This window comes from Neisseria sp. P0018.S001 (genome assembly GCF_051957355.1).
Lineage (GTDB): Bacteria > Pseudomonadota > Gammaproteobacteria > Burkholderiales > Neisseriaceae > Neisseria > Neisseria subflava_A.
This window is the reverse complement of record NZ_JBQCWN010000003.1, coordinates 40606-64921: the sequence shown is the minus strand read 5'-3', so window position 1 is coordinate 64921 and position 24316 is coordinate 40606. Positions and strand designations below refer to the sequence as shown.

Genomic DNA, 24316 nt, shown 5'->3' with positions numbered 1-24316 from the left:
TGTGTTTTCAGTTGGCAGTATTATAAAGGATAAAGGTTCGGGCCGTCTGAAAGCATTTGTAACAAGTTGTGCAATCTCTTGATATAATCGTCCGTTACACAAAAATTCACCGCCAAAAATCATGAACCCAAGCCCTTTGCTCGATATTATCGATACGCCTCAGGATTTGCGCCGTCTGGAGAAAAAACAGCTGCCGCAAGTCGCCGCCGAATTGCGCGAATTTCTGTTGGATTCCGTCGGTAAGACGGGCGGCCATTTCGCCAGCAACTTGGGCGCAGTCGAGCTGACAGTGGCGCTGCATTATGTGTACGACACGCCCGAAGACCATTTGGTCTGGGATGTCGGCCACCAAAGCTATCCACACAAAATCCTCACCGGCCGCAAAAATCAAATGCACACCATGCGCCAATACGGCGGTTTGGCCGGTTTCCCAAAACGCAGCGAGTCGGAATACGACGCGTTCGGCGTAGGCCATTCTTCCACATCCATCGGTGCGGCCTTGGGCATGGCTGTTGCGGACAAACAGTTGGGCAACAACCGCCGCAGCGTTGCCATCATCGGCGACGGAGCCATGACGGCAGGTCAGGCGTTTGAAGCCCTGAATTGCGCAGGCGATATGGATGTCGATTTGCTGGTCATCCTCAACGACAACGAAATGTCGATTTCCCCCAATGTCGGCGCGCTGCCGAAATATCTCGCCAGTAACGTCGTGCGCGATATGCACGGCCTATTGAGCACCATCAAAGCCCAATCGAGCAAAGTATTGGACAAATTGCCCGGCGCGATGGAGCTTGCCCAAAAAGTTGAAAATAAAATCAAAACCTTGGCAGGCGAAGCGGAACACGCCAAACAGTCGCTGTCTTTGTTTGAAAACTTCGGTTTCCGTTATACAGGCCCGGTGGACGGACACAACGTTGAAAATCTGGTGGATGTATTAAAAGACTTGCGCGGCCGCAAAGGCCCTCAGTTGCTGCACGTCATCACCAAAAAAGGCAACGGCTACAAATTCGCCGAAAACGATCCTGTCAAATACCACGCTGTCGCCAAGCTGCCGAGCGAAGTGTCTGCTCCGGAAGTCAAACCTGCCGCGGTCAAACCGACCTATACGCAAGTGTTCGGCCAATGGCTGTGCGACCAAGCGGCGGCGGACGAGCGTTTGGTTGCCATCACGCCTGCCATGCGCGAGGGCAGCGGCTTGGTTGAGTTTGAACAGCAATTCCCCGACCGCTATTTCGATGTCGGCATCGCCGAGCAACACGCCGTTACCTTTGCCGGCGGTTTGGCGTGCGAAGGCATCAAGCCTGTCGTGGCGATTTATTCCACTTTTCTGCAACGCGCTTACGACCAGTTGGTACACGACGTTGCCCTGCAAAACCTGCCTGTTTTGTTCGCCATTGACCGTGCAGGTATTGTCGGTGCAGACGGCCCGACCCATGCCGGTTTATACGACTTAAGCTTTTTGCGTTGCGTGCCGAACATGATTATTGCCGCACCCAGCGACGAAAACGAATGCCGCCTGCTGCTCTCAACCTGCTATCAGGCAAATTCGCCATCCGCCGTCCGTTATCCGCGCGGTACAGGTACGGGCGCAACCATTTCAGAAGGCCTGGAAACCGTTGAAATCGGCAAAGGCATCATCCGTCGCGAAGGCGAGAAAATTGCCGTTATCGCCTTTGGCAGCATGGTTGTCCCATCATTGACCGCGGCTGAGAATCTGAACGCCACCGTTGCCGATATGCGCTTTGTCAAACCGATAGATGAAGAGCTGATCGTCCGTCTTGCCCGAAGCCATGACTACATTGTTACAGCCGAAGAAAATGCCGAACAAGGCGGCGCAGGCAGTGCAGTGTTGGAAGTGTTGGCGAAACACGGCATCTGCAAACCGGTACTGCTGCTGGGTGTAGAAGACAAAGTTACCGAACACGGCGACCCGAAAAAACTCTTAGCCGATTTGGGACTGAATGCCGAAGCCGTTGAAAAACGCATTGCCGGTTGGATAGAGGCCGTCTGAAAAATATTAAAATATCTCAATACATTGCGTAATTTATGGGAAAAAAACTAATCAGCATCAGCATGGTGCGCAACGAAAACGACGTTATCGAATCGTTTGTCCGTCATAATCTCGAGCTGATGGATGAAATGCACATCATCGATCATGGCAGCAGCGATGGTACAAGGGAAATCCTGATTCAATTGAAAGAAGAAGGTTTACCTGTATTTATCTATCAATATCAAGCGCTCAAGTTCAATCAAGACCAATTGGTAAACCTGCTTATGAAGCAGCTTGTAGCAAAAGATGAAGCGATAGATTTCGTTTTTCCGCTGGATGCGGACGAATTTATTTCATGTCCTAGCCGTACCATGCTGGAACAACTATTGGATGTCATCGGCGAAAACAGGATCGGCATGTACCTTTGGCGCGGCTATTTACCGACATCGTTGCAATACAACCCCGATTTCACCACACAATTTACCGAGCAACGCCTTGAAACGCTCTTTACCCCCAAAGTCATTATTCCCAGATGGGCTGCCGAATCTTGCAGCGTGATTATCGGTTGCCATTACATGTTGGATAAAGATGGCAACAAGGTTAAATCAACCCTGTTTCATTCGCCGAATTATCGAGGTTTACATTCCTGGTTTATCGAGCAGTTTTCCGCACAATTTGCAGAGACCGATTTGTTGTGGCTGGGGCATTTCCCAATCCGCTCCTTGAACCAGCACATCAAAAAAATCCTCGAAAAGTCCATCTTGATTGCCATTAAAGACGGAAGTACCGATATTGCCTGGGAAAACCAGTTGCGCGAATTGCTGGACAGTGGCATGAAGATGGACTTGAACAATTTACGGCTGTTGGCGTACAAATACCGTGCCGGTTCTGCAAGTTTAGAGGCCTCACAGTGTGAAGTCAGTCATTACGAACCCTTGCGTAAAAAACCGCTGACGCTGAAATACACCTCGCCGGGAGCAGGTGATCCTTTGATGGTTGTCGGACATTTGGTACTTGCATTGGCAAGCGGTGCTTTAGGCTTTAAGGCCGTCTGAAAAACACAGCCCGTACACACAATAATAGGAAAATTATGATCAGCATCTTTGATATTTTCAAAATCGGCATCGGCCCGTCCAGCTCGCACACCGTCGGCCCGATGAAGGCCGCTGCCGCTTTTGCCGATTTGCTGAATGCCGAAAACTTGGATACACAAGTGGCGCGCATTGTCATTGAAGTGTACGGCTCGCTTGCCTTGACCGGCATCGGACACGGCACATTTGACGCATTATTGCTTGGTTTGGAAGGCAGCCTGCCGCACGATATTCCGCTTGCGGACATCCCTCAACGCTTGGAACGCATCCGCACGCAACACGTTTTAAAACTCAACGGCCGTGAAATGGCCTTCAATCCTGAAAAAGATTTGGATATCCGCGGCGACAAAGTGTTGCCCAAACATCCGAACGGTTTGAACTTTATCGCCTACCATTCAGACGGCCTGAAGCTGAAAGAGCAGATTTATTATTCGGTCGGTGGCGGTTTTATCGTAACAGACGAAGGGTTTGCACAAGAAGCGCAGGAAAATTCGGATGTGCCATATCCTTACAAAAACTGCGACGAGTTGCTGGCACAATGCCGTCTGAACCAGTTGAATATTTCCGAAGTCGTGTTGGCCAATGAAGCAGCGTTGGCAGGTTGCGATGAGGTGGAAGTGCGCCGCCGTGTGGCTGCCGTGGCCGATGTGATGGAAAACTGTATCAAGCGCGGCTTGGGCGCGGAAGGGCAATTGCCGGGCGGCTTGAACGTGCGCCGCCGTGCGCCGCAGTTGGCGGCCAAACTCAAAGTCCTGCGCGAGAGCGAAATCGTCAATACCCAACTTTGGCCGATGGTGTACGCCATGGCGGTCAATGAAGAAAACGCCGGCGGCGGCCGCGTCGTCACCGCACCGACCAACGGCGCGGCAGGCATTATTCCTGCCGTATTGCACTATTTCCGTAAATTTAATCCGCACGCCAACCAATCGCGCGTCGAAGATTTCCTGCTGACTGCCGGCGCTATCGGCATTTTGTACAAAACCAACGCGTCGATTTCCGGTGCGGACGTCGGCTGCCAAGGCGAAGTCGGTGTGGCATGTTCTATGGCGGCGGGTGCATACGCCGAAGTTATCGGCGGTACACCAAAACAAGTGGAAAACGCCGCCGAAATGGCTATGGAGCATCACTTGGGCCTGACCTGCGACCCTGTCGGCGGTTTGGTGCAAATCCCTTGTATCGAGCGCAACGGCATTGCCGCCGAAAAAGCCCTCAAGCTCGCCACCCTCGCGCTTTTGGAAGACGGCACAGATAAAAAAGTCTCACTTGATGAAGTGATTCAAACCATGTTGCAAACCGGCCGCGATATGAAGGCAACCTACAAAGAAACCTCACTCGCAGGCCTAGCCATTACCTTGCAGAAAAAAGCCATACCGGTATCCGTGCGCGTGGTGGAATGTTAGCGATAGGGTAGGGGATATGCCCGATAAAAAAAGGCCGTCTGAGAAACTTTCAGACGGCCTTTTTTTGTATGAATCGAATCACTAACCGTTTTTTTGATAAGGGTTTTCCAGTCCGGCCATTAAGTCGCGGAAGTATTCGCGCAACTGTTTTTCGGAGCAACCCATCAGCAGCGCGTCTTCAAATGCGTCCTGCGCTATTTGGTACAGTTCGTTTAAGTTTTCGGTCATGACTTTGACTTTTTCGGTGCAGGAAACAATCTGACCGTCGTCGTCATACCATTTGGGCATTTGCGGCATCGCCATCGTGCACCTCAATTCAAGAAACGGGATGGGTCGTTTTTCTTCACGCGGCGGGCAAAGGCGTATTTTCCGTTCCAATATTTGTGGCCGAGGCTGGTAATTTCGATACGTTTGCCCGTTCTCGGCGCGTGAATGAAATTGTTGTTGCCGATGTAAAGGCCGACGTGGGAAATACGGCCGCGACCCATGGTGCGGAAAAAGACCATGTCGCCCGGCTGCAACTCGGAACGGTTCACGGCAACGCCCATTTGCGCCTGTTCGGCAGAGGTGCGCGGCAGGTTTACGCCCATGGCGCGTTTAAAGATGTGTTGCATGAAGCCGCTGCAGTCAAAGCCGGTAGAGGCTGATGTGCCGCCGTAGCGGTAGGCTACGCCGAGCAAGCCCATGGCGCTGCCGATCAATTCGTCTGAATTACCTGAAGGTGCGCGCGTATTGTTGCTTGGAGCGGGGCGTGTATTGACGGGGTGGACAGGGGTTGCCTGACGCGTATTGCCGTAAACGTTGGCGTTGTCGTTGAATTGGTTTAAAACACGCTGACGGGTGGTAATCAGGTTTTCCAAATCATCGGCGTAAGAAAAATTGACGCTCGCGAGCATGGCGACCGAAGTCCAAACTGCTGCGAGCCGGAGTAAAAAATTCATTGTAAAAACTTCCGTTTCAGAAGGCATTCCCTGCCGATTGCAGGCACATTGCCGGTTTCTGAGATGTTATCCCGTATCATTCTCTTGTTATCTGCTTGATTGTATTCAAAAACCGTCTTTTTGGCAAAAAAACTGCTGTTATTTTGCGTTAAACCCTTGTTTCCAAACAAACTAGAAAAACATCAAACGCGGTTTTGCTTGATTTATCCGCCGCTGCAACCATATAAGCGGCATTCATTGATTTATTTTCAGAGACTGATATGACACAAAATCACAGCGATATCCGTACACGCTTTATCTTCGACGATATGCCTATCCGCGGCATGCACATCCGCCTTGAAAAGGTTTGGCACCACATCGTCAACCAAAAACATTATCCTGTCGCCATCCGTCGCGCATTGGGCGAATTGTTGGCCGCCGGTTCTTTATTGTCTGCCAACCTTAAAAACGAAGGCGCGCTGATTGTTCAAGTTCAAGGTCAGGGCCGTCTGAAAATGTTGGTGGTGGAAGCGACTTCTGAAAATACTGTCCGTGCTACCGCGCGTTGGGACGGAACCGCTGAAATTCGTGATGATGAAAGCCTGACTGCGCTGTTGGGCGAAAACAGCGTGTTCGTTTTGACCCATCAGCCTAAAGATGCCGACCCTTGGCAAGGTGTTGTGCCGCTGGAAGGCGACAGCATTGCGCAAATGCTGGTCAACTATATGAAACGTTCCGAGCAGCTCGATACCTATATTACGCTTGCCGCCGACGACCAAGCAGCAGGTGCATTATTGCTGCAACGCCTGCCGGAAGAAGAATTGGATGATGCCGCGTGGGAGCATGTGACTACGCTTGCGCAAACGCTTACTCCGCAAGAATTGACCGGTTTGGATGCGCATCACGCCCTTTACCGCCTTTACCATGAAACCCCGCCCCGCGTTTTTGAACCGGAAGCCATCGAGTTTGCCTGCACCTGCTCCCGTGGCAAAGTCAGCGATATGCTGTTGATGCTTGGTGGTCAGGAAGTCGGTGGCGTGGTGGCAGAACAAGGCAGCATTCAAATCGATTGCGATTTCTGCCATAGCAAGTATGTGTTTGATGAAACCGATGTCAACGCTTTGTTTGGCGCGGATGTGGTGAATGCTGTACGCCAAGAAAATGAGCGTTTGCAGTAATCCGAAATAAGCAAGTTTCTTAAAGCAGTTTGACTCTTGAGAAAAAAGGACGAGCGTAAGTTCTGTCCTTTCTTTTTGCACAGTTTCATTGCTGTGATGCATCCATATAAAAGGCCGTCTGAAAACAACTTGGTTTTCAGACGGCCTTTTGTTTTTAAACGATGCGTTTAAAGATTATTTCCAAACCAACAAAGCATGGTTGCGTTTACCGCGGCGGACGATGGTGTATTTGCCGAAACGTTTGTGTTCGTCGGTCAGCAGGTAGGCATCGTCAGGTTTTTCAGCGGCATGGTTCGGATTGTTGGCTTCAGCAGGTTTGCCGTTGAGCAAAACCGCTTTGCTGTTTACAAAACCGCGCGCTTCTTTGTTGGAAGACGCCAAACCGGTTTTCACCAAAGTCTCCACCACGTTGAGGCTCTCGGAAACTTCAAAAGCCGGCAGGCCGTCGAGTGCCAGCTGCTCGAAGTCGTTTTCGGTGAGATGGCTTTGGTCTTCGGCAAACAGGCTTTCAGAAATGCGTTGGGCGGCTGCAAGGGCTTCTTCGCCGTGAATCAGACGGGTCATTTCTTCGGCGAGAATGCGTTGCGCTTCTGGCTTGGTGCCGCTGGCTTTGTCTTTCGCTTCGATGGCATCGATTTCTTCGATGGACAGGAAGGTAAAGTATTTCAGGAAGTTATACACATCGGCATCGGCCACTTTCAGCCAGAATTGGTAGAACTGATACGGAGAGGTTTTCTTTGCGTTCAACCATACCGCGCCGCCTTCGGTTTTACCGAATTTGGTGCCGTCGGATTTGGTTACCAAAGGCAGGGTCAGGCCGAATACTTGTTTTTGGTGCAGACGGCGGGTCAAGTCGATACCGGCAGTGATGTTGCCCCATTGGTCGGAACCGCCGATTTCCAAAACTGCGCCATGACGTTTGTTCAATTCGGCAAAGTCGTAGCCTTGCAGCAGGGAGTAGGCGAATTCGGTAAAGGAAATGCCCACATCGTCGCGCTCGATACGCTGTTTGACGGATTCCTTGTTCAGCATGGCGTTGACAGAGAAATGCTTGCCGATGTCGCGCAGGAAGTCGAGGCAGTTCATGCTGCCGAACCAGTCGGCATTGTTAGCCATAATGGCCGCGTTGTCGCCGTCAAAGCTTAAGAAAGGGGTCAGTTGGTTGCGGATGCTTTCAACCCAACCGGCAACGGTTTCAGCAGAATTCAAGCTGCGTTCGGCGGCTTTAAAGCTTGGGTCGCCGATCATGCCGGTCGCACCGCCCACCAAAGCAATCGGCGTATGGCCGGCTTGTTGGAAACGGCGCAATGCCAATACAGGCAGCAAGTGGCCGATGTGCAGGCTGTCTGCTGTCGGGTCAAAACCGCAATAGAGGGAAATTTTTTGTTCGTTTAGCAAAGCGTCTAAGGCTTCGATGTCGGTAGTTTGCGCGATTAAGCCACGCGATTGTAGGTCTTTGATGACGCTCATTGTTATCTTCCAAAAAAATTAGCAGTTTTACAAACTGCTAATTGTAACAAATTTCATCGGATGAATGGCTATGGCTTACTGAAGAAGCGTGTGTTTTTCAGAAAAACGCTTGGCCAGTTCTCTGCCGCCGTAAGGGTTGATGTGGTCTCTATCGGAATAAACCGGCAATCCGTTGATTTTGAAGTTCTCCGGAATATAGGCAGTGGCATCGATAATATGCACGTTGGCATATTTTTCTGCCAATTCTTTGATGCGTTCATTTCCTTTTGAAGTGACTGTTTCATCAATGGCAAGATTCTGACTAAATCCCGGTATGCGGTAAGACAGAATATAGGCGCGCAAGCCGTTGTATGACAGATTAGGGTTGTCTATCATCAGGTAAATCGCTTGTTTTTCCGAAGAAAGTTTTTGCAACATGAGGTCGAATTTTTTGAAAAAATCGGCATCGTAAGCAAGGGAATGGCTGTTTTCAGGCATTTGGCTGCCCCAGCGCATGGCTAAAAGCACTTTTGAATATTGGGGCAGATGCTCTTTGGCATATTGATAAACGGCACGGCAGGAGGCGTTTTTCTTGAATACGGGTGCGGCATAATCTTCTACATAGGCGCAACTGTCCGCAGAAACCATCGTTGCCGACCATTTTTCTTTTTTGCCGACGGTATCAAAAAACGTTTTATATTGGTCGGCATGCGAATCGCCTAGAATCAGTAATTCCGGCTGTTTGTCGGTATCACCCCAAATACACTGTTTGTCGGTATTGTTGTGACAAGAAGTGTAGGAACGTGCCAATCCCATACGGTCGTATTGCTGCATAAACGGGAGCTTCATGGCAAGAAAAGGCGTAATGGCCAAAACAAGCATGGGGACGGCATAAACCCATGTCACAGATTGGGCAAAAGAGCCTTTCCAGTTTTTAAACGGCTTCTCGACACAATAATAAGAAAGCAGAGAGAGTACGAACATGAGGACAATCGCGGCCGCAGTCGAATACGAAGGCAGATTATTTGAACCGATGTATCTCATAAAAGCCAATACAGGCCAATGCCACAGATACAGCGAATAGGAAATCAAGCCTATGCCGACAGTAATCTTCCATTGGAAAAATTTTTTCAGCCGGTGTTCAAATTGATTGAAGTAAATGAATGCGGCGGCGGCCAAACAAGGAATGACGGCGGCAGGCCCCGGGAAATAGGCAGTTTTTTCCGTATAGGTAAACAGGCAGGCAAACAGTACGCATACGGAAAGTAATGCGCCTGCCGCTGCATATTGTTTGCCGGTATCCAGCCCTTGTTGTTGCCGATATTGCATCCACACTGCCGTCAACGAGCCGATCAGCATTTCGCAGGCGCGCAGATGGGGAAGGTAATATTTATCCAGCGCAGTCGGTATAAAAGAAGCCAAAATACTGAATACGCATAGCGTGATGAGGAAGGCAAACTGGGTGCGCCAGCTTTTGCGGACAACCAGCAACAGCAATATCGGGAAGACGAAATAATATTGTTCTTCGACCGATAAAGACCAAATGTGAAGCAAAGGTTTTTCTTCTTGTATGGGATCGAAATAGCCCTGACCCTTGGCAAAAAAGATATTGGAGATGAACCCCAAGGTGGACAGGGCTGTCCTCCATAAAAGAAAGAAATCATCTTTGGTGAATAAAAGAAAGCCGCATATCAGCGTTACCGTCAATACGGTAAAAAATGCGGGCAGTATCCGCTTGATACGGCGGATGTAAAATTTTTTGAACGAGAAAATCCCGCTACTCATTTCACGATGGATAATCATCGTGATCAGATAGCCGGAAATGACAAAAAAGATATCAACACCAAGAAAGCCGCCAGGCAGCCAGTTTTTTTCAATATGGAAAACGACAACGGATAGAACAGCAACGGCACGCAATGTATCAATATCTGGGCGGTAAGATAAAACTTTGCTCATAATATTTTGATTTTAATTAGTTTATTTTAATGGCGCCGTCTGAAAAGTGATTCCTGCCGAGAATGGCAGTATTTCGGAGGTCGGCCATCGTTTGTCAGTACTGGGCAGTTTGTTTGCCTTCTTAGAATGATTGCTGATGATATGCGTTTGAATAGTAATAGATTAGAGTAGGAATACGGTTGATAGTTTCAACATAATGTTTAATATGTTGTTTTTATAATGAATCAATACGATGTGGTATTGTTTAATTATTTATTGTCATATCAGTGGTATTGTTATTGATGATGTAATCTTGCGCTATTTTTAGGTGAGGCGTAGGTAAGAAACGAGAGATTTTAAGCAAGAAAAATTACGGGCCATGCCCGCATTTATTATGGAGATGATGTCTTGTTTTGTTGATATTTCAAGACATGAGGCCGTCTGAAAATAAATTCAGACGGCCTTAATCTTAGAAAAGGCCGTCTGAAAAAGCGTTACACTGGGTTTATACGTTAAACAGGAAGTGCATCACATCGCCGTCTTGTACGACGTATTCTTTGCCTTCCACACGCATTTTGCCGGCTTCTTTGGCTTTGGCTTCGCCGCCTAAAGCGATGAAATCTTCGTAGGAGATAACTTGGGCACGGATGAAGCCGCGTTCAAAGTCGGTGTGAATCACGCCGGCGGCTTGTGGGGCTGTGTCGCCTTTGTGGATGGTCCAGGCGCGGACTTCTTTGACGCCGGCGGTGAAGTAGGTTTGCAGGCCCAAGAGGTCGTAGCCGGCACGAATCAGGCGGTTCAGGCCCGGTTCTTCCAAGCCCATTTCAGCGAGGAATTCGGCTTTTTCGTCGTCTTCCAATTCGGCGATTTCGCTTTCCATCGCGGCGCAAACGGCCACAACCGGCGCGTTTTCTTTTGCAGCCAATTCTTTCAGGCGATCGAGGTGCGGGTTGTTTTCAAAACCGTCTTCGGAAACGTTGCCGACGTACATGGCAGGTTTGGCAGTCAGCAGGAACAGCGGTTTGAGCATGGCAAGTTCTTCTGCGTCTAAGCCGAAGGAGCGTACAGGCTTGCCTTCGTCCAAATGAGGCAGCAGTTTTTTGCACAGATCGACCAGTTTTTGTGCGTCTTTATCGCCTGAGCGTGCGCGTTTTTCTTCGCGGACGATGGCTTTTTCGACGCTGGCCAAGTCAGCCAGTGCCAACTCGGTGCCGATGGTTTCGATGTCGGCAATAGGATCGACTTTGCCTGCAACGTGAACGATGTTGTCATCGTCAAAGCAACGTACAACGTTAACAATTGCGTCAGTTTCGCGGATGTTGGCGAGGAACTGGTTGCCCAGGCCTTCGCCTTTGCTCGCACCTGCAACCAAACCGGCGATATCGACAAATTCGACGATGGCAGGCTGCATTTTTTGCGGATTGACGATTTTTGCCAATTCAGCCATACGCGGATCGGGGACTTCAACGATGCCGACGTTGGGTTCGATGGTACAGAAAGGATAGTTTGCCGCTTCGATACCCGATTGGGTCAGCGCGTTAAAGAGGGTGGATTTGCCGACGTTGGGCAAACCGACGATGCCGCATTTCAAGCTCATGGTTTTTCCTGAAAAGATAAAAGTTTAACGGCGGATTATAGCATATTGTGAAGGTACTCAAAACAGCCGCAATGCTGGTGTGTTCTTATAATAAAAGGCCGTCTGAAAAAAGAAGGGTCAGGCATTCAGCTTATTGTGCTTCCGAAGAATGAGAAAATGAATAAAGCCATTAAATAAAACAATTTTTCGGATAGGAGGCTTAAGATCAAACCCAAAAGAATGCCCAGTACCCAATAAATCATCTGACGGTGTTTCGGGTTGGATGCGGTACGTAACATTTTGAAATACAAAACCAGACAGCCGAACATGCAGATTGTTTGAAACAGAATGAGGGGGAGGCTGTCAATGGCTTCGGAAATCGAACCATAAAGGATGATTGTCCCTATGCGTATGCATAAATAAATTAAAGCTGAGCCTGCAGCCGAACTCCCAAAAGGGAGGGGCGTGTCGGATGAGTCGGGTGTTTTGTGGGGCTGAAGCCTGCCAAATAACAATATAAATACAATGTCAAACATATTGATAGTTGCCTTGGTGTGAGATGTTTTTGTTTTTCAGACGGCCTCAGGGTTGTCTGAAAGCGTATTGTGCGGCGATATGTGGCAGTGCCGCGGTAAGGTATGTCAGTAGGCCGACTATTTACCATGCTGAAGCGCTTGCCATACTTAAGTGAACACTTTGAATTAGCAGAGGGTTATCTGCTATTTCCCAAAATAGTCCGAAATACAGGACAAGCTTAATAAATAGGGGGAAGAGTGGCAAGTAGTTTGAGAAACAGTATGGGGCTTATGGATAAAGCTTTTGCCACGGTTCGCAGTTAGTTTAAAGGCCGTCTGAAAATTGTTTCAGACGGCCTTTTTTCCATGCTGCCTTAACCGGTATTACGCAAACCTTGCGCCACGCCGTTGATGGTCAAGTGAACCATCAGCAGCGCGTGCGGATTGTCGGGCTCTTTACGCAGGCGTTTGAGCATGGCGACTTGCAGGCCGTTGAGGGCGTTCAGGTATGGAATCCTCAAGGCAAGCGAACGGGCGAGGCTGCGGTTGTCGCGCAGGAGCTCTTCGGTTTGCAGCAGGTCGAGCAGTGCTTTGCGACTGCGTTGGTATTCTTCCTTGATCATGCCGAAGATGACTTTTGCTTTATCGGGCGATTCGCTCAAGCCGGCATAGTTTTCCGCCAAGGTGATGTCGGTTTTCGCCATCACTTGCTCCATGTTGGAGAGCATGGCTTGGAAAAACGGGTTGCTTTGGGCATGTTCGCGCAGGGCAGCGAGCGTTTCGGGTTTGCCTTCGCACAAGGTTTCCACTGCGCTGCCGAAACCGTACCAAGCCGGCAGCATGAGGCGGTTTTGCATCCATGAGAATACCCACGGAATTGCACGCAAGTCCTGAATCCGCGCCAAGGTTTTGCGGCTGGCAGGACGGCTGCCGAGGTTGAGGGTGGCGATTTCCTGAATCGGGCTAGTTTGCAGGAAGTAGTCGATGAAGTCGGGGTGGGTAATTAGTTCGCGGTAGTATTTGAACGATACGTCCGACAAATCCTGCATCAGTTTGGCATCAGGGTCTTTTTTATCCGGCAGGATGCTGGCTTCCAAAGTCGCGGCAACCAAGGTTTCCAAGTTGCGTTGGGCATTGCCCGGGTCGGCGTATTTGGCGGTAATGACTTCGCCTTGCTCGGTAATGCGGATTTGTCCGGCAACGCTGCCTGCAGGTTGCGCCAAAATGGCTTGGTAAGAAGGGCCGCCGCCGCGACCTACGCTGCCGCCGCGGCCGTGGAACAGGCGCATGCGGACATCGTATTTTTTGAAGAGTTCGACCAAGCCCAACTCTGCCTGATACAGACACCACGAGCTGGTAACGTAGCCGCCGTCTTTGTTGGAGTCGGAGTAGCCCAGCATGATTTCTTGGATATTGCCGCGGCTTTCGAGCAGGGCATCATACCAGTCGAGGCGGAACATGGTTTCCATGACCGGACAGGCGTTTTCGAGCGCTTCGATGGTTTCAAACAGAGGCACGATATTGATGCGGCTGTGCGGTTTGCCGTTTTCCACCACCAGCAGGCCGCTTTCTTTCAGCAGCAATGCCAAGGCGAGCAGGTCGCTGGGTTGTTCGCAGTTGGAAATAATGCTTTGTGTAACGGCATCTTCGCCGAATTCGTCTTTGATTTTGCGCGCTTCGTTGAAAATCGCCAGTTCGTGACGGGTATGGTCGCTGTATGTGATGAACGGGCTGTACAGCGGGCGTTGATGGCTCAATTCGCGCAACAGGGCGGCTTGTTTTTGCTCTTCGTTCAGGCTGTTGTAGTCTTCCAAACCTGCGTGTTGGAAAAGCTCGGCAACCACATCGGCGTGTTTGCCTGCGTGTTGGCGCAGGTCGAGCGGCATCATGTGGAAGCCGAACACGGACACACTGCGGATAATGTCGGCCAGACGGCCTTCTGCCAGCAGTTGGCTGCCGTTTTCGTGGAGCGAGCGTTGCAGTTTTTTCAGGTCGTTGAGGAACTCTTCAACCGTGGCATAAGGCTCGAGGAAGCCGAATTTGCAGCCCATGCCCAAACCGAGTGAACGTGCCTTGCCCATAGCGCGTGCCATGATGTAGGCGATGGCGCGGCGGTAGGGTTCTTCAGTGCGGGCGATTTCTTCATCGGGAGACTGGGCGGAAAGTGCCATTACATCGTCGTTGACTTTGACGCGGCGGATGGAGAGCGGCAATTCGCGGTAGAGTTTGTCGAGTTCGCCGCGATAGAAACGGAATACGGCGTCGGCATGCCGTCTGAACGCAAAACGCAAGGTTTCGGCAGAAACGAACGGGTTGCCGTCGCGGTCGCCGCCGATCCAGCCGCCGATTTTGAGAATATTCGGAACGCGGACACCGGGATAGGCCGTCTGAAAATCGCGTTCCATTGTGCGGTAGAGTTTAGGCAGGGCTTCAAAGAAGCTCATCGGGAAGATGGATACACCGTTGTTGATCTCGTCGTTGACGCTGAGTTTGTGGCGGCGCGTTTCGCTGGTCTGCCACAAGCCCAAAAGGACTGTGTCGATTTCGCGGCGCAATTGAGCCAGTGCATCAGGATTAGTGCAGCGTTCGCGTTGCGGCAGTAGCGCGCGGATGCGGCGGTTGAAGCTCAAGACGGTTTGGCGTTGCACTTCGGTCGGGTGCGCGGTCAAAACGGCGGTAACGACCGTGTTGTCCAGTTGTTGTTGCACCGCTTTGCCGTTGACTTTTCCGGCTTTGAGCTTGCGCACGGTTTCCGTCAGGCTGCCTTCGGCGCTGTTGTGTCCTGCCTCTTCGTGGATTTGGCGGCGGCGTTCGTGGTGCACGTCTTCGGCGATGTTCAGAATTTGTGCGAACAGGCCGCAGGCCAGGGTTAAATCGTGAGTTTGCTGTTCGTCCAGTTGCGGCAACACCTTCTCAATCAAGGCGGCGCTGTCGTCTGAAGTCGATAACAACTTAACGGTTTCGACCACTAAAGGCGATGCTTCCTCATGCAGCAGATTGAACAGAGACTGTTTTAAAAATTCCGCATCCGCTGCCAAAGCGGCATCTTTGGGATTGTTTAAGATATGCAGTTGCATGATTTTTCTCTTATTTAAATGTTAATTTAGGTTTGTCCCGAATCCATTGTATAGCAGATTTTTATAAACTGCCAATGCTGCCGTCCGATACATTTCAAACCGGAAAACGGCCGTCCGTATCCGCCGCGTGGCCGGTGTCTGTAAAATGCCGTAAAATATTGACTGTCAAAACAGAGGCGAGAACCCCATGATCGAATTCCCCAACCAGCCCGATTTTCCTGAGCAACACACCGCCGTCGCCGTCGGCACCATCAACATGAGCCAGCAGGCGGTACGGGTGTTGATAGAGAATGCCACCGAAAAGGCAAGCATCCTGACCATCGCCCGCGTTGCCGCCATTCAAAACATCAAACAAAGCGGCAACCTGATTCCGCTGCACCTGCCCGGCCGCATCATCGGCGTGCAGGTTGATTTCGATATTAACGTCGAGCTGGCCTGCCTGAAAGCCACATTGACCGTCCAAGCGCACAGCAACGGCAGCATTGCCACCGAAGCCCTGACCGGCCTCAATCTGGCGCTCTTGAGCGTTTACGACATGATGAAAGACGTTGACCGCAATATGATGCTCAGCGGCATCCGCCTCGAATCCGAAACCAGCAGCGAAGGCCGTCCTTTCCTGTTTGACAACGCCTACGAAAATATCAATTTCTAAACCACTCAGGCCGTCTGAATATTCGGTTTCAGACGGCCTTATTGTTATGATGAACGATCAACAACTTTTGCGGTTCAGCCGCCATATCCTGCTGGATGAAATCGGTATCGAAGGCCAAGAAAAACTCTTGGCCGCCCATGCGCTCGTTGTCGGTTGCGGCGGGCTGGGTGCGGCGGCCTTGCCGTATCTTGCCGCCGCCGGTATCGGCCGCCTGACGATTGCCGATGCCGATACCGTCGACGAGACCAACCTTCAACGCCAAATCACGTTTACCGAAGCCGACATCGGCAAAAACAAGGCTTTGGTCATGCAAGGCCGTCTGAAACAGATCAACAGCCAAACACACATTACCGCCATAGCCGAATTTCTCGATGAGGCCAAGTTTGTCGAATTGGCAAACGCCGCCGACATCATTCTTGATTGTTCCGACAATTATCCCACGCGCCAGGCGGTCAACCGCGCCGCCGTTGCCACGCGCACGCCTTTGGTTTCCGCCGCGGCCGTCCGCTTTGACGGACAAATCGCCGTGTACCGCCCCGACCTTCCCGATACGCCTTGTTATGCCTGCCTGTTTGACGGCGAACAAGCCGACGACGGCGCTTGTGCATTGTTCGGCGTTTTTTCGCCATTGGTCGGCGTTATCGGAACGACCCAAGCCGCCGAAGCGCTTAAAGTGCTGATCGGTATCGGTACGCCGTCGCACGGCAAACTTTCTACCTATAACGCGTTGAGCGGAAAATGGCAGCAATACGGGGTGAGACACAATCCCGAATGCCCGGTTTGCGGCGGCCGTTAAAGACAAAAAGCAGGGTAGGGGTTTCGACATTGCCTAAGCAACCCGCTAGAGTAATCATACTTATCTTTCATTAAACTTGAAGGAAGGCGTTTCTTCCCTTTTCAGACGGCCTGTGGCACGATATGATTCAATGATTAATAAATTTTTTGAGGCCGTCTGAAAAAGGATAAGGAGAAACCGGCTTAATGAATATTATTCGTGCCTTATTGGTGGTATTGGGTTGCCTGGCTTTGGGCGAGGCAACCGTTTGGATTTTGGGGTTGAAGCTGCCGGGCAGTATTGTCGGCATGGCTTTGCTGTTTGCCGCGCTTCAGGCCGGCTGGGTCAAATTGTCTTGGGTGGGAGAACTGGCAGATATTTTGATGGCAAACCTGACTTTGTTTTTGGTGCCGCCTTGCGTGGCCGTCATCAGCTATTTGGATGTGATTGCAAACGACTGGCTTTCGATTTTGACGGCCACAATCGGCAGTACGATCTGCGTATTGTTGGTGACCGGCAAAGTGCATGAGTGGGTCAGGAGGTGGATGTGATGAACATAGACGGGCTGTTGCGTATGCCCTCGGTCATGTTGTTCCTGACTTTGGCCGTGTATGCTTTGGCGGTGCGGATTCGGGCGCGCACGGGGAATGTGCTGTGTAATCCGGTATTGATCAGTACGCTGGTGTTGATGGGGTATTTGAAAGTATTTGCCATCGATTACGAGCTGTACCATTCTGCTTCGCACTTTATTGATTTTTGGTTGAAACCGGCAGTCGTGTTGCTGGCCGTGCCGCTTTATCGAAATTGGGACCGTATCCGCAGCCAGTGGTTGCCGGTGGTGTTGTCGCAGTTGGCGGGCAGCGTGACAGGTATTGTTACGGGCGTGTATTTTGCCAAATGGCTGGGCGCTTCGCGCGAAGTGATTCTGTCGCTGGCTTCCAAATCCGTGACCAACCCGATTGCGATTGAAATCACAGCGTCTATCGGCGGTATTCCGGCGATTACGGCGGCAACGGTGATTATTGCCGGACTTTTTGGACAGATGGCCGGATATAAAGTGTTGAAAGGGACGTTGTATATGCCTTCTTCAGTGGGAATGTCTTTGGGTACGGCCTCACATGCGATGGGTATTGCGGCGTCTTTGGAATACGGCCGCCGTATGGCCGCATATGCCGGCTTGGGCTTGACGCTCAACGGTGTATTGACGGCGGTATTGGTGCCTATCTTGATTCCCTTATTGGGCGTATAGCGTTTAGGCCGTCTGAAAATAGTGTAAACAGGAGAAAATGATATGGCTGTAAATTTGACTGAAAAACGTGCAGACGAATTGTTGGAAATCGACGGCATCCGTCTGTTTACAGGTCGTGCCGGCATCAAGCAACAAGACCGCGACGATTTGACGCTGATGGTGTTGGGCGGCGGACATACGGTGGGCGCGGTGTTTACGCAAAACCGTTTCTGCGCCGCGCCGGTGCATATCGCCAAGTCGCATCTGTTTGACCAAGACGGCGTGTGTGCCTTAGTTATCAATACGGGCAATGCCAATGCGGGTACCGGCGCACAAGGCCGTCTGGACGCGATTAAAGTGTGCGCGGCGGCGGCGGAACAGGTCGGCTGCCAATCCAATCAGATTATGCCGTTTTCAACCGGCGTGATTTTGGAGCCGCTGCCTGTGGATAAAATCGTGGCCGCTTTGCCGCAAGTGCGCCCTGCATTCTGGTCGGATGCGGCTCGTGCCATCATGACGACGGATACTGTACCGAAAGCCGCTTCACGCACAGGCTTGGTCGGCGAAAAACACACAGTCCGCGCTACCGGTATCGCCAAAGGTTCGGGCATGATTCATCCGAATATGGCGACCATGTTGTCGTTTATCGCCACTGATGCCAAAGTGTCCCAACCGATTTTGCAGCTGATGACCCAAGAAATCGCAGATGAAAGTTTCAATACGATTACCGTGGACGGCGATACCAGTACCAACGACAGCTTTGTCATTATGGCGACAGGCCGTTGCGGTCAGAGCGAAATCGACAATACCGCCGATCCGCGCTATGCGCAGCTCAAAGCCTTGCTTGGTTCGCTGGCTTTGGAGTTGGCACAGGCGATTGTCCGTGATGGCGAGGGTGCGACCAAGTTCATCACGATTGAAGTGCAAAACGCGAAAACCCGCGAAGAGGCGCGCAAAGTGGCTTATGCCGTCGCCCATTCGCCTTTGGTGAAAACTGCTTTCTTTGCCTCCGACCCGAACTTGGGCCGTCTGTTGGCAGCCGTCGGCTATGCCGGTATTGAAGACTTGGACGTCGATGCTTTAAAAATGTGGCTGGATGACGTGTTGGTGGCCGAAAACGGCGGCCGCGCGGAAAGCTATACCGAAGAAGCAGGACAAGCGGTGATGAACCGTCCAGAAATCACCGTCCGCATCGATTTGCAACGCGGCGATACGACGGCAGCCGTCTATACCTGCGATTTGTCGCACGAGTATGTGTCGATTAACGCGGATTACCGTTCTTAAAAACCTTTATCCTTGTGTTCAGACGGCTTTTGAGCAAAGTATCAAGGCCGTCTGAACACATTGACTGCGTGTTTATGATGAAATTTCCCCAGACTTGGGCGGCGCGCCTCGCCCACAAAATCCGCCAAACCAAACGCCTGTCGAAAAAGAGCATTGCCCTTCTGTTTTTGCTGGCAGGCTCGGCACTGGTTGCCCTGACGGCTTTGATGTTTGCGTACTTGGCAGATTTGGCTTTGGAATGGAACGCATTGCTGGTGGGAAAATATCCGTGGTTTGCGTGGGTGGCTTTGCCGCTGGGTTTGCCGCTTTTAGCATGGTTTACGCGTAAATTTGCGCCGTACACTTCCGGCAGTGGTATCCCTCAGGTCATCGCTTCTTTGTCTTTGCCTTATGGTGCGCAGAAAACCCGTTTGATTCGTCTGGGCGAAACCTTTTTCAAAATTCCGCTGACGTTTTGCGCCATGCTGTTGGGCGCGTCTGTCGGCAGGGAAGGGCCGTCTGTACAAGTGGGTTCGGCGGTCATGGACGCTTGGGGCGCATGGTGTAAAAAGCACGGGCTGGCGTTTAGGGGCATGCAGGAAAACGATTTGATTGCCGCCGGTGCGGCCGGCGGTTTGGCGGCGGCGTTTAACGCACCTTTGGCCGGTGTGGTCTTTGCCATCGAAGAATTGGGGCGCGGCGTGATTTTGCGTTGGGAACGCCAAATCCTGATGGGCGTGTTGGCGGCCGGTTTCATTCAAGTGGCGATACAGGGCAATAACCCGTATTTCTCAGGGTTTCAAGGGCATGAGCTGCCAAACATGCTGATGTGGGCCGCGGTGTCGGGTATAGCCTGCGGCGTGGCAGGCGGATTGTTCGGTAGCTTTTTGTATCGCGGCGCGGCGGCATTCGCACCGGTACGCTGGCGCAGTTTCATCCGCCGTCATTTGTTGGTGGTCGCCTTTGTAATGGGTATCTTGCTGGCGCTGCTCGGTACGTTTTATCAAGGCAAAACCTATGGCACGGGCTATCACGAAGCCGCAGCCGCACTCAAAGGCGCGTATGAAGCGCCGTTCGGCTTGGCCGCCGCGAAATGGGCGGCAACCGTGTTCAGCTACTGGGCAGGCATTCCCGGCGGTATCTTCACGCCGTCATTAACCATCGGCGCGATGATAGGCGAACACATGGCTTCTTTCGCGCAACTGGGCGACGCGTCCAATGTCGCGGTTTTGCTTTGCATGGCCGCATTCCTTGCCGCTGCGACCCAATCGCCGTTGACCGCCGCCGTGGTGGTAATGGAAATGACGGGCGGACAGAATTTATTGTTTTGGATGCTGCTGACTTGCATCTTCGCTTCGCAAGTCTCGCGCCAATTCTCGCCGCATCCGTTTTACCATGCCGCAGGTTTGCGCTTCAGACGGCATATCGAAGCCGAAAGCGGACATGTTCAGCACGAGAAAAAAGAATAGGTTTGGTATATAAAAGGCCGTCTGAAAATCAGATTTCAGACGGCCTTTATTATGTCGTTTAAAGCTGTATTACGGTTTACTTAAACAGCAAAATCAGCAGCAAAACAACCGCAATCACACCCAGCCACAGGCTTTGGCGTTGCTGTACTTTGACCAGATGTACATAGGCATCACGCATTTCCTGTTGGCGGTTTTCATCAACCAACGCACTGATTTTGCGCGGCAGGGAAGGGATGATTTGCGCCCAGTCGGGGGCTTCGTTTTTGAGGTTGCGCCAAAGGGCTTTGGGGCCGACCTGTTCGTTCATCCAGCGTACTAAAAACGGTTTGGCGGTTTTCCACAAGTCCAAATCGGGATCGAGTTGGCGACCCAAGCCTTCGATGTTGAGCAGCGTTTTTTGCAGCAATACCAGCTGCGGTTGGATTTCGACATTGAAGCGGCGGCTGACTTCAAACAGGCGCATCAGCACCAAGCCGAAGGAAATCTGCGAAATCGGTTTGTTGAACACAGGCTCGCACACGGCGCGGACGGCGGCTTCCAATTCTTCCGCGCGCGTATCGGCAGGCACCCAACCCGATTCGATGTGGGCGGTAGCGACGCGGTGGTAATCGCGGTTGAAGAATGCGAGGAAGTTGATGGCTAGATAGCGTTTGTCGTAGTCGGTCAGCGTGCCGACGATGCCGAAATCGAGGGCAATGTAGCGGTTGTCGGCGGCGACCAAAATATTGCCGGGGTGCATATCCGCATGGAAAAAGCCGTCGCGGAAAACTTGCGTGAAGAAGATTTCCACGCCGTAATCGGCAAGTTTGTGCAAATCAATGCCGTCGGCTTTGAGTTTGGCAATATCAGATACCGGCGTGCCGTCCATCCATTCGATGGTCAGCACATCGCTGGTGCAGTAGTCGTAAAACACCTTCGGCACAATCAGCATATCGCTGTTTTGGAAATTGCGACCGAGCTGGCTGGCATTGGCGGCTTCGCGCATCAAGTCCAATTCGTCGTGCAGGTATTTGTCAAATTCGGCCACCACTTCGCGCGGCTTCAAACGCTTGCCGTCTGAAAACAAACGCTCTACCCAGCCTGCACCAAAGCGCATCAGCGACAAATCCTGTTCGATAACGGGCAAAAGGTTGGGGCGCAAGACTTTCACGGCGACCTGTTCGCCCGAATGCAGGCGAGCTTTGTGTACTTGCGCGATGGACGCGCTGGCGACAGGCTCGGTTTCAAATTCCGCGTATAAAGTGTCGATGGATTGGCCTAAAGATTTTTCGATTTGCGAGCGTGAAAGCTGCGCGTCAAACGGCGGCACTTTGTCCTGCAGCCTTGCCAGTTCGACCGCGTAATCATGCGGAATCAAATCGGGGCGCGTGGACAATACCTGTCCGAATTTGATGAAAATCGGCCCTAGGCTTTCCAACGCCAAACGCAGGCGCACGGCAGGCATCTCGTGTTTGAACTTGGACGACTGCGGCAGTATATTGAGGAAAGTCCGCGCCCAACCCGGACGAACCAGCGAGGCAATCAGCTCGGCAAGGCGGTAGCGGTAGAGCGTGCAGAGGATGGTTTTAATGCGTTTGAGGCGGTTCATGATGGACGCAGATAAATCGAAAAAACAGAATTATATAGGAAAAACGGGTAAGGGCTTCAGACGGCCTGAGACTTTTGCAAAAACATTTGCCGCATAGCTAACAATTTTATAAAGGCTCAGGTTTTGCCACCCCAATAAAAAGACGAATATTCACATCATAAATATTCGTCGGCTACTTGCCCAAACTGCCGATTCAAGACATAATCGGGAAATGTGCAGGAGAGTGTTACACCCAACTACAATGTAACCACCGAAGGCGCAGACACCCTTAAATCGCTCAGGTATCAGGGACTGCACATTGAAACAAACAATCTGGAGAGCGGCGTTAGAATAACGTCCACCGAAGGGGAGAAGGCCGTCTGAACCACCATTCAGACAACCGCGCAAAGCAGTGAGCAGACTGGTTTGCCATCATGCGGATACGGCCGAAAATCTCAGGTTCAAGGACAGATAGGGTCATCCGCGCACAGGTGCGCGGGCGGCATCTGAACAAAAAATCCGGAGAAACTTGAGAATGACTGCTCTGAAAACCACCCCATTTCATCAAGCCCATCAAGATGCAGGCGCGAAGCTGGTAGATTTTGCCGGCTGGGAGCTGCCCATCCATTATGGTTCACAAATCGCCGAACACGAAGCCGTGCGCACCGACGCCGGTATGTTTGACGTATCCCATATGCTCGTTACCGACGTAGCAGGCGCAAATGCCAAAGCCTTTTTCCGCAAATTAATTGCCAACGATGTCGCCAAACTCGCTTTTGTCGGCAAAGCCCTTTATTCCGCTTTGCTCAACGACAACGGCGGCGTGATTGACGACTTGATCGTTTACCGCACCAATGAAGCCGAAACCCAATACCGCATCGTGTCCAACGGCGCGACCCGCGAAAAAGACACGGCGCAATTCCACAAAGTCGGACAAGAGTTCGGCGTTGCCTTCAATCCGCGCTACGACCTCGGCATGCTCGCCGTACAAGGCCCGAAAGCCATCGAAAAACTCCTGACCGTCAAACCTGAATGGGCAGACGTGATTCGCGGCCTCAAACCGTTCCAAGGTGCAGACTTGGGCAACGACTGGTTTGTCGCCCGTACAGGCTATACCGGCGAAGACGGCGTCGAAGTGATTCTGCCGGGCACTGAAGCCGTCGCATTCTTCAAAGCCCTGCAAGCAGCAGGCGTACAGCCTTGCGGCCTCGGCGCACGCGACACCCTGCGCATGGAAGCCGGTATGAACCTTTACGGCAACGATATGGACGACAATACCAGCCCGCTCGAAGCAGGCATGGGTTGGACCGTTGACTTGAAAGATGAAAACCGCGACTTCGTCGGTAAAGCCGCATTGCTGGCATTGAAAGAAAAAGGCGTTGCCGTCAAACAGGTCGGTTTGCTGCTTGACAAAGGCGGCATCCTGCGCGCGCATATGGAAGTGTTGACCGACAAAGGCAAAGGCGAAACCACCAGCGGCGTATTCTCACCAAGCCTGAAACAATCCATCGCCATCGCCCGCGTACCGAAAGACTTTGACGGCGATACCGCCAAAGTGCTGATGCGTGGCAAAGAAGTGGACGTACGCGTACTGAAGTTGCCGTTTGTGCGTAATGGTCAAAAACAGTTTGATTAATATCGGTTCAGACGGCCTTTATTTGTTAAAGGCCGTCTGAAAGCAGGTTTTAATTGTCGTCCGATACGGACGTTTGTAGAAAGCATCGAACAAGGCATCTGTGGATATTGATTCATGCAGATGCCGTCTGAAAATAACCCCCTATCAATGGAGTATCAAACCATGAGCAACATCCCAGCAGAACTGAAATACGTTGCCAGCCACGAATGGCTGCGCCTTGAAGAAGACGGTACCATCACCGTCGGCATTACCCATCACGCGCAAGAGCTGTTGGGCGATATCGTGTTTGTCGAGCTGCCTGAAGTCGGCGCAAACCTGGCTGCCGAAGAGCAAGCCGGTGTGGTTGAGTCTGTAAAAGCCGCATCTGACGTGTACGCGCCGATTGCAGGCGAAGTCGTTGCCGTCAACGAAGATTTGCCAAGCGCTCCGGAAACTGCCAACAGCGACCCTTACGGCGCAGGCTGGTTCTTCAAAATCAAACCTGCCAACCCTGCCGATTACGACGGTCTGCTGACTGCCGAACAATACGCAGGCGAAGTAGCTTGATTTTTGCAAACATCCAAACAGGTTTTTCATCTGTTTGATATTGCAGGTC

General features: G+C 51.5%; 19 protein-coding genes and 1 riboswitch. Of the genes, 12 read left to right on the top strand and 7 right to left on the bottom strand.

Going from position 1 to position 24316, the window contains the following annotated elements; translation table 11 throughout:
- Positions 1 to 121 precede the first annotated feature (121 nt).
- From dxs to ACTHTJ_RS03090, 3 genes are read left to right on the top strand one after another with little or no spacing between them, the layout of a single operon-like run.
- The gene (gene dxs / locus ACTHTJ_RS03100) at positions 122 to 2011 is read left to right on the top strand and encodes a 1-deoxy-D-xylulose-5-phosphate synthase (protein ID WP_070584761.1); all 1890 of its coding nucleotides are present in this window, start codon (positions 122 to 124) and stop codon (positions 2009 to 2011) included.
- A 35-nt stretch (positions 2012 to 2046) separates the two neighbouring features.
- Positions 2047 to 3045 (top strand): glycosyltransferase family 2 protein, encoded by a 999-nt coding sequence (locus ACTHTJ_RS03095; RefSeq protein ID WP_070584763.1) that lies wholly within the window; start codon positions 2047 to 2049, stop codon positions 3043 to 3045.
- 35 nt (positions 3046 to 3080) lie between these two features.
- On the top strand, positions 3081 to 4481 hold the full coding sequence (locus tag ACTHTJ_RS03090; RefSeq protein WP_070584765.1) for an L-serine ammonia-lyase: 1401 nt from the start codon (positions 3081 to 3083) through the stop codon (positions 4479 to 4481).
- 81 nt (positions 4482 to 4562) lie between these two features.
- Here the strand turns inward: ACTHTJ_RS03090 and ACTHTJ_RS03085 are convergent, their stop codons facing one another.
- Together ACTHTJ_RS03085 and ACTHTJ_RS03080 are read right to left on the bottom strand one after the other, a co-directional pair.
- Complete coding sequence (locus ACTHTJ_RS03085) at positions 4563 to 4784, bottom strand: hypothetical protein (protein WP_004519529.1); 222 nt, start codon at positions 4782 to 4784, stop codon at positions 4563 to 4565.
- 8 nt (positions 4785 to 4792) lie between these two features.
- Entirely contained in the window at positions 4793 to 5422 is a 630-nt protein-coding gene (locus tag ACTHTJ_RS03080) for a C40 family peptidase (RefSeq protein ID WP_070584766.1), read from the bottom strand.
- 260 nt (positions 5423 to 5682) lie between these two features.
- Here ACTHTJ_RS03080 and hslO point away from each other — a divergent pair, with 260 nt between their 5' ends.
- Positions 5683 to 6579 (top strand): Hsp33 family molecular chaperone HslO, encoded by an 897-nt coding sequence (hslO, locus tag ACTHTJ_RS03075; RefSeq protein WP_070584768.1) that lies wholly within the window; start codon positions 5683 to 5685, stop codon positions 6577 to 6579.
- A gap of 174 nt (positions 6580 to 6753) precedes the next feature.
- On the opposite strand, the gene tyrS is transcribed toward hslO, so the two are convergent.
- The 4 genes from tyrS to ppc form a co-directional block, all read right to left on the bottom strand.
- The gene (gene tyrS, locus ACTHTJ_RS03070; protein WP_070584770.1) at positions 6754 to 8049 is read right to left on the bottom strand and encodes a tyrosine--tRNA ligase; all 1296 of its coding nucleotides are present in this window, start codon (positions 8047 to 8049) and stop codon (positions 6754 to 6756) included.
- Between the two features lie 75 nt (positions 8050 to 8124).
- Positions 8125 to 9984 carry an acyltransferase family protein gene (locus ACTHTJ_RS03065; RefSeq protein WP_070584772.1) on the bottom strand — a complete coding sequence of 620 codons (1860 nt, stop codon included), beginning with the start codon at positions 9982 to 9984 and terminating at the stop codon, positions 8125 to 8127.
- Positions 9985 to 10468: 484 nt separating this feature from the next.
- The gene (gene ychF, locus ACTHTJ_RS03060; protein WP_049330669.1) at positions 10469 to 11560 is read right to left on the bottom strand and encodes a redox-regulated ATPase YchF; all 1092 of its coding nucleotides are present in this window, start codon (positions 11558 to 11560) and stop codon (positions 10469 to 10471) included.
- Positions 11561 to 12428: 868 nt separating this feature from the next.
- Positions 12429 to 15131, bottom strand: a complete 2703-nt coding sequence (ppc, locus tag ACTHTJ_RS03055) for a phosphoenolpyruvate carboxylase (RefSeq protein ID WP_440360765.1) — start codon at positions 15129 to 15131, stop codon at positions 12429 to 12431.
- A 187-nt stretch (positions 15132 to 15318) separates the two neighbouring features.
- Between ppc and ACTHTJ_RS03050 the strand changes: the two genes are divergently transcribed.
- The 6 genes from ACTHTJ_RS03050 (at position 15319) to ACTHTJ_RS03025 (ending at position 20518) form a co-directional block, all read left to right on the top strand.
- Positions 15319 to 15783: a cyclic pyranopterin monophosphate synthase MoaC gene (locus ACTHTJ_RS03050; RefSeq protein WP_070646624.1), complete on the top strand. Its 465-nt coding sequence runs from the start codon at positions 15319 to 15321 to the stop codon at positions 15781 to 15783.
- Positions 15784 to 15832: 49 nt separating this feature from the next.
- Positions 15833 to 16579, top strand: coding sequence for a HesA/MoeB/ThiF family protein (locus ACTHTJ_RS03045; protein ID WP_440360772.1), 747 nt, complete (start codon positions 15833 to 15835; stop codon positions 16577 to 16579).
- Between the two features lie 185 nt (positions 16580 to 16764).
- On the top strand, positions 16765 to 17109 hold the full coding sequence (locus tag ACTHTJ_RS03040; protein ID WP_070584782.1) for a CidA/LrgA family protein: 345 nt from the start codon (positions 16765 to 16767) through the stop codon (positions 17107 to 17109).
- Entirely contained in the window at positions 17109 to 17807 is a 699-nt protein-coding gene (locus tag ACTHTJ_RS03035; protein WP_070584785.1) for an LrgB family protein, read from the top strand. Before ACTHTJ_RS03040 ends, ACTHTJ_RS03035 begins: the two co-directional genes overlap by 1 nt.
- Before the next feature lie 42 nt (positions 17808 to 17849).
- Entirely contained in the window at positions 17850 to 19070 is a 1221-nt protein-coding gene (gene argJ / locus ACTHTJ_RS03030) for a bifunctional glutamate N-acetyltransferase/amino-acid acetyltransferase ArgJ (RefSeq protein ID WP_070460366.1), read from the top strand.
- Between the two features lie 77 nt (positions 19071 to 19147).
- Positions 19148 to 20518 carry a chloride channel protein gene (locus tag ACTHTJ_RS03025; protein ID WP_083297199.1) on the top strand — a complete coding sequence of 457 codons (1371 nt, stop codon included), beginning with the start codon at positions 19148 to 19150 and terminating at the stop codon, positions 20516 to 20518.
- A gap of 76 nt (positions 20519 to 20594) precedes the next feature.
- Here ACTHTJ_RS03025 and ubiB read toward each other — a convergent pair whose 3' ends face one another.
- Entirely contained in the window at positions 20595 to 22106 is a 1512-nt protein-coding gene (ubiB, locus tag ACTHTJ_RS03020) for a ubiquinone biosynthesis regulatory protein kinase UbiB (protein ID WP_070584788.1), read from the bottom strand.
- Between the two features lie 206 nt (positions 22107 to 22312).
- Positions 22313 to 22410: riboswitch (glycine riboswitch) on the top strand.
- Positions 22411 to 22620: 210 nt separating this feature from the next.
- Here ubiB and gcvT point away from each other — a divergent pair.
- Positions 22621 to 23721: a glycine cleavage system aminomethyltransferase GcvT gene (gene gcvT / locus ACTHTJ_RS03015; protein WP_440360766.1), complete on the top strand. Its 1101-nt coding sequence runs from the start codon at positions 22621 to 22623 to the stop codon at positions 23719 to 23721.
- A gap of 147 nt (positions 23722 to 23868) precedes the next feature.
- Positions 23869 to 24267: a glycine cleavage system protein GcvH gene (gene gcvH / locus ACTHTJ_RS03010; RefSeq protein ID WP_036492952.1), complete on the top strand. Its 399-nt coding sequence runs from the start codon at positions 23869 to 23871 to the stop codon at positions 24265 to 24267.
- The last annotated feature ends 49 nt before the right edge of the window (positions 24268 to 24316 follow it).